Origin of the sequence: Bauldia litoralis (assembly GCF_900104485.1) — a bacterium.
In the GTDB taxonomy this organism is placed as follows: Bacteria; Pseudomonadota; Alphaproteobacteria; order Rhizobiales; family Kaistiaceae; genus Bauldia; species Bauldia litoralis.
The window spans coordinates 176,258-188,640 of sequence record NZ_FMXQ01000002.1 but is presented as its reverse complement, the minus strand read 5'-3'; the positions used below and the strand labels follow the sequence as shown (position 1 = coordinate 188,640).

Below are 12,383 nucleotides of genomic sequence, written 5' to 3'. Positions count from 1 at the left end.
GCGTTGCCGCTCAATCGCGCGGCATGCAGAGGGGCCTGTCGCCCCCGGCCCTGATGAAATCGACGATCATCAGAACAGCCGGCACATCGGCATAGGCGTCTGCCACCCTTGCTACCCGGTCCTCGCGAGTACCGCCACCCTCGAAGACCGCCTTGTAGGCGGCGCGCAACGCGTGGATGGTGGGGCGGTCAAAGCCGCGCCGCTTCAGGCCGACAATGTTCAGCCCGCCGATTTCCGCCCGGTCGCCGATCGCCGAGACGAAGGGAATCACATCGGTGGTAATGCCGGACAGTCCCCCGACGAAGGCATGGGCGCCGATCCGGCAATGCTGCTGGATCGCCGACAGACCACCGAGAATCGCGTGTTCGCCGATCTCAGTATGACCGCCAAGCGTCGCGCTGTTGACCATCACCACCTCGTTGCCCACGACGCAATCATGCGCGACGTGGCAGCCGATCATCAGGAAGCACTTGTTGCCGACAACAGTCTTGCCCCGACCGCGCGCCGTGCCGCGGTGGATGGTGACCTGTTCGCGGATGATGCAATCCGCGCCGATGATCACTTGCGTCGGTTCGCCCCTGTAGCTGGTGTCCTGCGGCGGCCCGCCGATCGCCGCGTAGGAGAATACCGTCGTCCGCGCGCCGATGGTCGTGTGCCCGTCGATCAGGACATGTCCGTGGACAGCGACGTCATCCTCAAGAACGACGTCGGCGCCAACGATGCTGAAGGGACCGATACTGACATTCGCGCCAAGACGGGCACCGTCCGCGACAATCGCCGTGGGGTGGATTTCTGCCATATGGGAGGTTACTCGTCCGCTATCAGCGCGCTGATCGTCGCCTGGGCGACCTTGTTGCCGTCGACGATCGCTTCCGCCGCGAACTTCCAGATGTTGCTGCGGTTACGGATCTTCTTGACGTGATACTCGACCTTGTCGCCCGGATAGACCGGCCGACGAAACTTCGCCTGATCGATGGTCATGAAGTAGACCACCTTCGGGCTGTCCTTGCCTCGGGAGAGGATGCAGATCGCCCCGGCAGTCTGCGCCATTCCCTCGATCAACAGGACCCCCGGCATGATCGGCTTCTCGGGAAAATGGCCAGCGAAATGCGGCTCGTTGACCGTCACGTTCTTGATGCCAATGGCCGAGTTGTCGCCATCGATATCGATGATCCTGTCGACCATCAGGAAGGGATACCGATGGGGCAGCAGTTCGAAAATCTGCTGAATGTCCAGGTTCACCAGCGCGTTCGCATCATTCGTCATTTTCACGATCCTTCGCGCCAGCGGAGCCACGTGCGTTCTCGCCACGCACCAGACGCTGCAATGTCCTCATCTGCCGATAGAACCGATCGATCTGTACCGCAGGATAGCCCGCCCATGTCTCGCCGTCGGGTACATTCGAATGCACGGCGGCAGCGGCGGCGATCTTGACCCCGTTGCCGACAACGACGTGATCCCGAATCCCGGCGCCCCCGCCGATCATGACGAAATCTCCCATCCTGACGCTGCCGGAGATTCCGACCTTGCCCGCAATCAAACAGTGCCGGCCGATGACGACGTTGTGGCCGATCTGGACCTGATTGTCGATCTTGGTCCCCTCGCCGATCATCGTGTCGCGGTTGCTGCCGCGGTCGATTGTCGTATTGGCGCCTATCTCGACGTCGTCCTGGATGATCACCCGACCGATCTGCGGGATCTTGAGATGGCCTGACGAGCCCGGCACATAGCCGAAGCCATCCTGGCCGACCCTGACACCCGGATGAGCCACGACCCGGTTGCCGATCAGGGCGTGGATGAGGCTGGCTCCGGGACCGATCGAGCACTCCCGCCCGATTTTCACACCGGCGCCGATGACGGCTCCGGCGGCAATCAGGGTTCCGGAGCCGATCTCCGCACCCGGCCCGACCACGGCCCCGGCTTCAACCGTGACGTTGGCCTCGAGCCGGACACTGTCGGCAATGTGAGCCCCGGGCGATACACCGTCGTCGCCCTGGATCGGCATGGGCCGCAGGGAGGCGGGATAGAAATAACCGGTGAGGATCGCGAACGCCCGGTCCGGCGAGGCGGTGACGAGGACCACGGTCGATTGCGGCGCCAGCAGGACATCACGCTCCGCGATGAAGCAGGCAGCGGCACGGGTTCCGGCCAATGCATCGGCGAGGCGGCGATTGTCCAGGTAGGTTACGTCGTCGGGACCAGCGAGATCGAGCGGCGCGACGCCATGCACCAGACGATCGGTCTGCGTCGGATCCGCGATAACGGCACCCGTCACCACCGCGATGCGCTCAAGGGTGATTGGTGTCGGCTTGTCGAAAAAACCGGGATCCATCTCACCCGTGCCCAAAATGAAAAAGGGGCCGCCGATAAGCCGGCGACCCCTTAACCGAATTCCCGTGGATCAAAATTTCCTGCCGGCGCTGAACCGGAACCACTGTTCCTCGTCGGTAGCCGCTTTGGTCAGGACATACGCAAAGTCTGCCCGAAGCGTTCCGATCGGCGAGGACCAGAGAATAGAACCACCAACCGACGACCGGATCTGGTTGGCTTCACCCACCGGCCCCGCGCCCTTCGGCACATCGACATCCAGAAGGTTACCCGCGTCGGCGAAGACGGCGCCACGGAAACCGAAGTCTGGCGAAATGCCCGGGAAGGGGAACTGAATCTCGGCGTTGGCAACCCAGTAGTTCTTGCCGCCGACATGCGTGCCGGTCGCGATGTCAACCGGGCCATACCCGTAGTTGGCAAAGCCGCGGATCGTCTCGCCGCCAAGGAAGAAGTTGTCGTAGACCGGGACGTCCTCGCCAAGGCCGGTGATGCTGCCACCGGCGACACGCACCAGGCCGACCACATCAGCATTCGGAAGCAGCGTCTGGTAGTAACGCGCCTCACCGGACGACTTCATGTAGTGGACGTCGCCACCCAGTCCGGCGAAGTCCTGCCCGACCTTCAGGAACATCCCCTCACGCGGATCGCCGAAATTGTCGAGCGTCGAGTAAGTGAAATTGTAGCCTGCGGCCGACGTCAGGTAGACGCCGTTCGGGAAATAGGCGGCCGTGCTCTTCTTGGTCTGGGTGATGGTCTGCTGGCTGAGCGTGTAGTTCAGGTTCAGCCGCAGGTCATCGGTAATCGGCAGGCCGAGGCGCACGCCACCGCCAATCACGTCACTCTGGTATGGCCGATAGGACGACCGGTTCTGCACCGTCTTGTAGGCGTCGACACCAGCCGAGACGTTATAGCCAAGGAAGTACGGGTCCGTGAAGGAAACCGTATAGTTCTGCTGATCGGACCCGAAGCCGACGGCGACACGAAGGTGTTGCCCGCGACCAAGGAAGTTCCGTTCGTCCAGCGAGATTTCGGCAACCAAGCCGGTCGTCGACACACCGGCACCGATCGAGAACTCACCGGTCGACTCTTCGTCAACGCGGACGACCACGATCACCTTGTCAGGCGCCGAGCCCGGCTCGGTCACGATCTCGACCGACTTGAAGAAGCCAAGGTCACGCAGTTGCCGCTCGGCCCGATCAATCAGCACCCGATTGTATGGGTCACCTTCGGCGATATCGAATTCCCGACGAATGACGTAGTCGCGGGTCTTGGTATTGCCGAGAATTTCGATCCGCTCGACGTAGATCCGCGGACCCTCGTCGATCAAGTAGGTGATCGAGATGGTGTTGTTCGCATAATCACGGTCGCCGCGCGGCCGGACCTGCACGAAGGTGTAGCCGGCGCGCGAAAGGGCAATCGTCAGGTTCTCGACCGACGCCTCGACATCGTTGGAGTCGAAAATCCGGCCCGGCTTGGTGTCGATGTGCCGCGTCAGGGTGCGGGTATCGACGCCCGGGATGGTCGAGTCGATGTCGATCGACGAATACCGGTAGAGGTTGCCCTCATCGAGCGTGAACACGACGGAATAGCGACCGCTGGCCTCGTCGAAATCCCAGTCTGCAGAGATGACGCGGAAGTCGGCGTAGCCGTGGCTCATGTAGAAGCGACGCAGGGCTTCCTGATCGGCGGCAAGCTTCGCCTCGTTGAATACATCCTTGCGGTTCAGCAGCGTGAAGACACTGCGTTTGCGCGAGTTGATGACGCTGCGCAGGCGCGACTCGGAGAATGCATCGTTACCGACAAAGGTAATCCGGCCAATGGCGGTCCTGTCGCCCTCGTCGATGATGAAGACGACATTCACCCGATTTCCGTCGAGTTCCGTCACCTCGTAATCGATCGAAGCGGCACTCCGTCCCTGGCTGGAATAGTAGTCCATCATCCGCTGCACATCGCCCTGCAGCTTGGCCTCCGTCACGACGCCGCGCGTTTCCGTCTGCAGCAATCGGAGGAGTTCGTCATTCTTGATCTTCTTGTTGCCCTTGATGATGACCGAATTCACCACCTGGTTCTCGACAACGACGACGACCAACTGACTGCCGCCAATCGAGATGTTGACGTCCGAAAAGAGCCCAGTGCCGTAGAGGGCCTTAACGGATTCGTCGATATCGGCATTGGAGAAGGACTTGCCGGGCACAATGAGGACGTAGCTGCGGACGGTTTCCGCATCGACACGGGTATTGCCCCGCACGGTGATGCCGGACACGACCGCGGCCTCGGCGCTCGACGGCCCCAACCCGGTCGCGTTCATGCCCCCCAACGCAACCAGCGAAAGGACCAGGGCAACGGCCATCTTTCGTACTAAATACATCAATGAATTCATTTGGTTAGAAAAACCCCGTGCTCCCAGCGCCCAGTCCCGTCGAACGCTACCCAGATTCGGCTTGCCCCAACATTCGGCCGCGAGATTTACAGCCTTTTGATACGCACGCAACCCTGCCCCCAAGCCTGGCCGCCGAATCTGCCTTAGCGTTGCTCCGACGACACGCATCGAAGCCCTTTTTCACAAGGAACTCAAATGAATAATATCGTTCCATGTTGCGAAAATCATTAACATCAGAACGGCCGCGAACCCAATTCGGAAACCAACATCCTGGGCTTTCTCGCTCAAGGGGCGCCCGCGAATTGCTTCAACCGCGAAAAACAGCAAATGGCCGCCATCGAGCATCGGGATCGGGAAGAGATTGATCAGCCCGATCGAGATGGACAAGATTGCCGCCAGATTGATCAGCGCCACGAAGCCGATCGTCGCAACCTGCGCTGACACTTCCGCAACCCTGAGTGGCCCTCCGAGTTGATCGGCCGATTCCTTGCCGATAATCACGGCGAACAGGTAGGTCAGCGTCCGCTCGGTCACGAACCAGGTTTCGGAAACCGCCAGCCCCAGTGCCTGGGGCGGCGAATAGTCCTCGACGGTGATATCGTCCCCGGTCGTATTCCGCTGGATGCCAAGGATCCCGACCCGGTGCTTGTTGCCGAAGCGATCCGTAATCTCCTGGCGCTCCGGGGTGGCTGTCAGCGCCACGGTCTCGTCGCCACGGGTGACGACGAAGTCCAGCGGCGTGTCGGCGCTGACGCTGACGATCCGCTGCAACTGCGAAAAGTCGCCGATCGGCTCGCCGTCGATCTCGATGATGATGTCGCCGGCCTGGAAGCCCGCCCGTTCCGCCGGGCTGCCGACGACGACGTCGTCGATCCTCGGCGTCGTGACCTGGCGACCGTAAAGCGTGAAGATCGCCGTGAAAATCGCGATCGCCAGGACGAAATTGGCGATCGGGCCGGCGGCGACGATGATTGCCCGCGCGCCCACGCCCTTGGCGGCAAACGCGCGGCTACGCTCGCTTTCGTCCATGCGGGCGAGAGCCTCGGCATCTGTCTTGCTCGCCTCGTTCTCGTCACCGACGAACTTGACGTAGCCGCCGAGCGGAATCATCGACAGGCGCCACCGGGTGCCCCGGCGGTCGTAGAAGCCGAAGAGTTCGGGGCCGAAACCGACCGAAAAGACCCGAACGCCGACGCCACACCAGCGAGCGGCGAGGAAATGGCCGAGTTCGTGAACGAAGACGACGATCGTCAGGACAAACAGGAACGGCACGACATAGCCGAGGGCCGTCGAACCGAAACTTCCGAGAAAGCCGAGAGACTCCATACGCCGTACTGTCCTTTAGCGAGAGGGCTGCCTTGCCGTGTGTCGGGCGATAAGCCCGGTCGCGATCCGCCGCCCCTCCTTATCAAGAGCAAGCGCGTCCTTGATAGTCTCTGGCGTCCTGTCGAATCCGGCAGCCGCGACGTCGGCGATGGTATCCTCGACCAATCGGGCGATTTCGAGGAACCCGATGTTGCCGGCAAGATAAGCCGCCACGGCAATCTCGTTCGCGGCGTTCAGCGCATTGGTGGCCCAACCGCCTGCCTCCAGAGCCTCCCGGGCGACCCGCAACGCCGGGAAGCGGTCGACATCCGGCTTGGTGAAGGTCAGCTTGGCGACCTTGGCGAGGTCGAGGCCAAGGCCGACATCGCCGCCGCGCTTCGGCCAGGACAGGCAGTGGCCAATCGGCATCCGCATGTCCGGGGCGCTCATCGTCGCGATCATGGTGCCGTCCTTGAAGGCGACGATGCCATGAATGATCGATTGCGGATGGACCAAGACGTCGAGGCGGTCGTTGCCGACGTCGAACAGGTGATGGGCCTCGATCAGTTCGAGGCCCTTGTTCATCAGGGTCGCCGAATCGATAGTAATTTTCGGCCCCATCGACCAGTTCGGGTGCTTGAGCGCCTCGGCCGGTTCGGCCGCGGCCATCGCCTGTTTGGTCCATTCGCGAAACGGGCCACCGGAGGCGGTGAGGATGATCTTGTCGACATCCTCCATCCGGTTGTCGCCAAGCGCCTGGAAAATGGCGTTGTGTTCCGAATCCATCGGCAGGATACGGACACCGGCCTGTCGCGCCTCGGCGACGAAGAGTTCGCCGGCGCAAACCAGGCATTCCTTGTTGGCCAGGGCGATGTTCGACCCGGCCCGTATCGCGGCCAGCGTCGGCGACAGGCCGGCGGCACCGACGATCCCGGCGACAACCACATCGACCGGACGGGACGCCGCTTCCTCGATCCCCTTGTCGCCGGCAGCGGCCTCGATGCCGGTTCCCTCCAGCGCCTCCTTGAGGGTCTCGAAGCTATTGCGGTCCGCGATCACCGCGACCTTGGCGCCCACTTCCTTTGCCACACGCGCGAGATTGCCGGCGTTTCCGAAGGCCGTCACGGCCTCGACCTCGAATTCTCCCGGCCGATCGGCGAGCACGGCCACCGTGCTGGTGCCGATGGAGCCGGTGGCGCCGAAGATCGAGATGCGACGCGGACGATCCCGAACTGGCTCGGGCGTCTCCTCCGACGGGGTAGGAACGGGAGTGCTCACCACGAAATCAGACCTCTTGCCACATCGGTCGCGCCACTATGCAGGAAGCCGATCAAAACGGCGACCGCCGCGGCGAAGACGAGGCCGTCGACCCGGTCCATCATGCCGCCGTGGCCGGGAATGATCGTGCCGGAATCCTTGACGCCGAAGCGGCGCTTGATGAACGACTCGAAGAAATCGCCCGCCTGCCCCGCGACGGACATCACGACGATCACGATAACCAGCGCGCCGGCGAGCGGAAGGCCGACGACGGCGGCGGTCGCCAGCCCGGCAATGATGGCGGCGACAAGCCCGCCGATCGCGCCGGCCCAGGTCTTCTTAGGTGAGACTGCCGGCCATAGCTTGGGTCCGCCAATCGCCCTGCCGGCAAAATAGGCGCCGATATCCGTCGCCCAAACCACCGCGAAGACGAAGGCGATTGCCGCAAGCCCCAGGTCCCCTTCGCGCAGGATGAGCAGCGCCAGTCCGAAGACCGCGGCGTAGACGACGCCCGCCGGCCGCCAGGGGCGCGGGCCTGTCACGCCCGCCGCGACTACGGCTGCGACCGCAATACCGGCGGCGATTTCGACCTCGCCGATCCCGGCAACCAGCATGACGACCGCAATCAGCACTGAAAAGGCAAGTGCGGCGCGCTGGCTCCCCTCGGTCACGCCCGTCCATTCGAGATGGACGATCCCGGCCGCGACGGCGACCAGGATCGCGGTGGCGATACCGCCCAACCAGGCGCCAAGAATGGCGATTGCCGCCAGCACGATGGCGGAGGCGACGCGCGGCAGGAGGTCCCGGCCACCGATCATCGAGGAGAAGGCCGCTCCGCGACCGGCAGCATCACTTCACGCTTCCGCCGAAGCGGCGCGATCGGCTGGCGAATTGCGCCAGCGCGGACTGCAGCGCCTCGCCGTCGAAGTCCGGCCAATGCATCGGCAGGAAGACGAACTCGGAATAAGCCGACTGCCAGAGGAGGAAATTGCTGAATCGCATTTCGCCACTCGTCCGGATCACCAGTTCCGGATCCGGCATGTTGGCGGTGTCGAGATGGGCGGAGATCATGGTTTCGTCGATCTCGTCTGGATCGACGCCGCCTTCGGCGACCTTGCGGGCAATGCGCCTGGCAGCCCGGGTGATCTCGTCCCGGCCGCCATAATTAAAGGCAACGACCATGCACAGGCCGGTGTTGTCGGCGGTCTTGGCTTCGGCTTCGCCGATCAGGGCTGCGATATCGTCTGGCAGGGAGTCGCGTGAGCCGATCACCTGGATGCGGACACCCCGGCGATGCAGGCGGGCAAGGTCGCGCCGGATGAACATCCGCAGCAGGCCGAACAGGAACTCGACCTCGGCCGGCGGGCGCGACCAGTTCTCGGACGAAAAGCTGAACAGCGTCAGGTAGCCGATGCCGAGGTCGGAAGCGGCGGTGACCGTCCGCCGGACAGCCTCAACGCCACGCCTATGACCTTCGCTGCGCGGCAGGCCACGCGCTTCAGCCCAGCGGCCATTCCCGTCCATGATGATTGCGACATGCGCCGGTGGACCGCCGCCTGTCGCTTTCGAATCCGTGACCACGGTCTGCTTTCTGGCTTGCGGTTCCATCGCGGAGCCCAGCCGAACCACCCTCAGACCTGAGTGATCTCGGCTTCCTTCTTGACGAGCATCTCGTCGATTTCGGCGATCGCCGCGTCGGTGAGCTTCTGGATCTGGTCGGCGACGCTGTGGCTTTCATCCTCGCCCATGCCGCCGTCCTTCTCTTCCTTCTTCAAGGTGTCGAGACCGTCGCGCCTGACGTGGCGTACCGCGACCTTGGCCTGTTCGGCATATTTGTGGGCGATCTTGACCAGTTCCTGGCGCCGCTCAGCGTTCAGCTCCGGAATCGGAATGCGCAGGAGCTGCCCCTCGCCGATCGGATTGAGGCCGAGGTTTGACTCCCGGATGGCGCGGTCGACAGCCTGGACGTTGGCCCGGTCCCAGACCTGGACCGACAGCATGCGCGATTCCGGCACGCTGACCGTCGCGACCTGGTTGAGGGGCATCGACGCGCCATAGACGTCGACATGAATCGGCTCGAGCAGGTTGACCGAGGCTCGGCCGGTCCGCAAACCCGTCAATTCGGTCTTGAGGACGGAGATGGCGCCATTCATGCGGCGGTCGAGATCACTGAGGTCCATTTCGATTTCCTATCGTCTGACGATCCGGCGGAGCGTCGCTCCCGGTCCGCTTCAGGTGTCGGTGACGATCGTCGACTTTCCCTTGCCGTCCAGAATAGCAACGATTGCGCCGGGTTGAAGGATGGAAAAGACGATTACCGGAATACCGTTGTCGCGGGCAAGTGACACGGCTGCCGCGTCCATCACCTCGAGGCCCTTTGCGAGGACCTCTTCGTGGGTCATCCGGTCGAACCGGACAGCGTCCGGATCGAGCTTGGGGTCGGCCGAGTAGATTCCGTCGACCTGGGTTCCCTTGAACAGGGCATCGCAGCCCATCTCGGCGGCCCTGAGCGCTGCCCCGGTATCGGTCGTGAAGAAGGGATTGCCGGTTCCACCCGCAAAAAGCAGAACCTCGCCCGCTTCGAAGGCGCGATCCGCATCGCGCTGGGTAAAGGTCTCGCAGATGGTGGGAACCGGCACCGCGGAGAAGACGCGGGCGGCAATGCCGCGCCGGGTCAGGGCCTCGCGAAAGGCGATGGCGTTCATGATGGTGCCGAGCATGCCCATCTGATCGCCTGCAACGCGGTCACCGCCCTCGCCCGCGAAGGCAGCGCCGCGAAGGAAATTGCCGCCGCCGGCAACGACGCCGACCTTGACTCCGCGCCGCGAAGCTTCGGCGATTTCGTCACTCAGTCGTTCGACGACCGCGCGATCAATTCCAGTGCCGCCGTCTCCGGCGAGAACTTCGCCGGAGAGCTTGAGGAGGACTTTCTCGTACAGCGGTCGACCGGTCATTCGTCTCGATTCGCAAGGGGTTGCCCAAGGGCCTCCCCGATACACGATGACCGGTTTGATGTCACTTGAAGGACACCGGCCGGCTTCAGCTCCCCGCCGCTGCTGCGACCTCGGCTGCGAAGTCGCTTTCCTGCTTCTCGACGCCCTCGCCCAGCCGGAAGACGACAAACTCGGTGACCTCGATGGTCGCGCCGTCCTCAGCCGCCTTGAGCGCCTCGGCGACGGTCTTCTCGGTGTCGACGACGAACGCCTGCGACAGCAGAACAACTTCCTGGTGGAACTTGCGGATCCGTCCCTCGACCATCTTCTCGATGATCGAGTCCGGCTTGCCCGACTCGCGCGCCTGCTCGATGAAGATCGCCCGCTCGCGTTCGACAACGGCCGGGTCGACCTCGTCCTCGCGGACGGCCAGCGGCGCCGCCGCGGCGACATGCATCGCTACCTGGCGACCGAGGGCCGAGACCTTCTCCGCGTCGCCGCTCGACTGGACGCCGACCAGCACGCCGATCTTGCCGAGATTCGGCGCAACCGCATTGTGGACATAGCTCGCCACGACGCCCGGGCTGACCGCGATCTCCGCGGCACGACGCAGCGTCATGTTCTCGCCGATGGTGGCGATGGCGTTGCTGATCGCTTCCTCGACCGTCTTGTCTCCGGACGGCATCTTCGCGGCGTTGATCGCCGCGATGGAGCCATCGGTGGACAGCGCGGCTTCCGCGATCCCGGCCACCAGGGCCTGGAACTCGGCATTGCGCGCGACGAAGTCGGTCTCGGAATTGACCTCGACCATCACGGCCTTGCCGTCGCCGGTGGCGACGCCAATCAGTCCCTCAGCGGCCACGCGGTCGGCCTTCTTGGCAGCCTTGGAAAGACCCTTAGTCCGAAGCCAGTCGATCGCGGCCTCGATATCGCCATTGGTCTCGGTGAGGGCCGCCTTGCAGTCCATCATCCCCGCACCGGTCTGGTCGCGGAGTTCTTTCACCTGTGCTGCTGAAATCGCCATATCAAAACTTGCCTTCGGATTACGCTTCGCCGATCAGGGTCTTGGCCTGACCGATCCAGTCGTCGCGCTGAATACGCCCCTTGAAGTTGAGGGCGTCGTCGACTTTTTCAATCTCTTCGTCGGTGAAGTTCGCCACCTGATCGAGCTTGGTGATGCCGAGGCTGTTGAGCTTCTGCTCGAGGACGGGACCGACACCGGAGATCTTCTTCAGGTCGTCGGGCTCGCCTTCCGGCGTCACGAACAGCGGGCCGGTCTGCTCTTCTTCCTCGGCCGCCTGCTGTTCTGCTGCCGGGGCCTCGGCCGCGGCGGCGCGAAGCGTCTCGACGGTCGGCGGTTCGACCGCTTCGGCCTGGGCCATGGTCACGTCGCCGGCGCCATTGACCGGCGCGGCTTCGGCAAGAACGGGCTCAAGCACCTCTTCGGCAGCGCCGACATCGAGGCCGGAATCGCCCTGCGCCCGCGAAATACCGTCGATCGCGGCGCGCGCGATCAGGTCGCAGTAGAGGGTGATCGCCCGGCCGGCATCGTCGTTGCCCGGGATCGGGAACTGGATGTTGTCCGGATCGCAGTTGGAATCGACGACCGCGGCGATCGGGATGCCGAGGCGGTTCGCTTCCTTGATCGCGATCGCTTCCTTGTTGGTGTCGATGACAAAGATCAGGTCCGGGACGCCGCCCATGTCCTTGATGCCGCCAAGCGCCTTCTCGAGCTTGTCCCGCTCGCGGGTCAGGGTCAGGCGCTCTTTCTTGGTCAGGCCGGTCGCCTCACCCGAGAGAACCTCATCCACTTCCCGAAGCCGCTGGATCGACCGCGACATGGTCTTCCAGTTGGTCAGCATGCCGCCGAGCCAGCGCGAATTGACGTAATACTGCGCGCATCGCGTCGCGGCCGCGGCCACCGGATCGGTCGCCTGGCGCTTGGTGCCAACGAACAGCACCCGGCCACCCTGAGCGACGGAGTCGCTGACGGTCTGCAGGGCCCGATGCAGCATCGGCACTGTCTGCGCGAGATCGATGACGTGAATGTTGTTGCGGACACCGAAAATGAACGGTGCCATTTTCGGATTCCAGCGATGCTTCTGGTGGCCGAAGTGAACTCCAGCTTCGAGAAGCTGACGCATAGTAAAATCGGGCAGTGCCATGACTACCTATCTCCT

Annotated in this window: 12 protein-coding genes; all 12 read right to left on the bottom strand. The window is 63.4% G+C overall.

Going from position 1 to position 12,383, the window contains the following annotated elements; all coding sequences use genetic code 11:
* Nucleotides 1–10: 10 nt before the first annotated feature.
* The 12 genes from lpxA to BLT60_RS04770 all read right to left on the bottom strand — a co-directional run bounded on the left by lpxA (nucleotide 11) and on the right by BLT60_RS04770 (nucleotide 12,368).
* Nucleotides 11–799 (bottom strand): acyl-ACP--UDP-N-acetylglucosamine O-acyltransferase, encoded by a 789-nt coding sequence (gene lpxA / locus BLT60_RS04825; protein ID WP_090875107.1) that lies wholly within the window; start codon nucleotides 797–799, stop codon nucleotides 11–13.
* An 8-nt stretch (nucleotides 800–807) separates the two neighbouring features.
* Nucleotides 808–1,266, bottom strand: coding sequence for a 3-hydroxyacyl-ACP dehydratase FabZ (gene fabZ / locus BLT60_RS04820; RefSeq protein ID WP_090875106.1), 459 nt, complete (start codon nucleotides 1,264–1,266; stop codon nucleotides 808–810).
* Complete coding sequence (gene lpxD, locus BLT60_RS04815; RefSeq protein ID WP_090875105.1) at nucleotides 1,256–2,332, bottom strand: UDP-3-O-(3-hydroxymyristoyl)glucosamine N-acyltransferase; 1,077 nt, start codon at nucleotides 2,330–2,332, stop codon at nucleotides 1,256–1,258. Before lpxD ends, fabZ begins: the two co-directional genes overlap by 11 nt.
* Nucleotides 2,333–2,401: 69 nt before the next feature.
* Nucleotides 2,402–4,696: an outer membrane protein assembly factor BamA gene (bamA, locus tag BLT60_RS04810; RefSeq protein ID WP_175478293.1), complete on the bottom strand. Its 2,295-nt coding sequence runs from the start codon at nucleotides 4,694–4,696 to the stop codon at nucleotides 2,402–2,404.
* A gap of 192 nt (nucleotides 4,697–4,888) precedes the next feature.
* A complete protein-coding gene (gene rseP / locus BLT60_RS04805) occupies nucleotides 4,889–6,034 on the bottom strand; it encodes an RIP metalloprotease RseP (RefSeq protein ID WP_090875103.1) in 1,146 nt (381 codons plus the stop codon).
* Between the two features lie 15 nt (nucleotides 6,035–6,049).
* Complete coding sequence (gene dxr / locus BLT60_RS04800) at nucleotides 6,050–7,291, bottom strand: 1-deoxy-D-xylulose-5-phosphate reductoisomerase (protein ID WP_090875102.1); 1,242 nt, start codon at nucleotides 7,289–7,291, stop codon at nucleotides 6,050–6,052.
* Nucleotides 7,288–8,088, bottom strand: coding sequence for a phosphatidate cytidylyltransferase (locus BLT60_RS04795; RefSeq protein ID WP_090875101.1), 801 nt, complete (start codon nucleotides 8,086–8,088; stop codon nucleotides 7,288–7,290). The genes dxr and BLT60_RS04795 overlap by 4 nt, the downstream gene beginning before the upstream one ends.
* Nucleotides 8,089–8,119: 31 nt before the next feature.
* Nucleotides 8,120–8,878: an isoprenyl transferase gene (locus tag BLT60_RS04790; protein ID WP_090875100.1), complete on the bottom strand. Its 759-nt coding sequence runs from the start codon at nucleotides 8,876–8,878 to the stop codon at nucleotides 8,120–8,122.
* A gap of 23 nt (nucleotides 8,879–8,901) precedes the next feature.
* Nucleotides 8,902–9,450: a ribosome recycling factor gene (gene frr, locus BLT60_RS04785; RefSeq protein ID WP_090875099.1), complete on the bottom strand. Its 549-nt coding sequence runs from the start codon at nucleotides 9,448–9,450 to the stop codon at nucleotides 8,902–8,904.
* Nucleotides 9,451–9,501: 51 nt separating this feature from the next.
* Nucleotides 9,502–10,224 carry a UMP kinase gene (pyrH, locus tag BLT60_RS04780; protein WP_090875098.1) on the bottom strand — a complete coding sequence of 241 codons (723 nt, stop codon included), beginning with the start codon at nucleotides 10,222–10,224 and terminating at the stop codon, nucleotides 9,502–9,504.
* Nucleotides 10,225–10,309: 85 nt separating this feature from the next.
* Nucleotides 10,310–11,227: a translation elongation factor Ts gene (gene tsf / locus BLT60_RS04775; RefSeq protein WP_090875097.1), complete on the bottom strand. Its 918-nt coding sequence runs from the start codon at nucleotides 11,225–11,227 to the stop codon at nucleotides 10,310–10,312.
* A gap of 19 nt (nucleotides 11,228–11,246) precedes the next feature.
* Nucleotides 11,247–12,368, bottom strand: coding sequence for a 30S ribosomal protein S2 (locus tag BLT60_RS04770; RefSeq protein ID WP_090875096.1), 1,122 nt, complete (start codon nucleotides 12,366–12,368; stop codon nucleotides 11,247–11,249).
* Nucleotides 12,369–12,383: the final 15 nt, after the last annotated feature.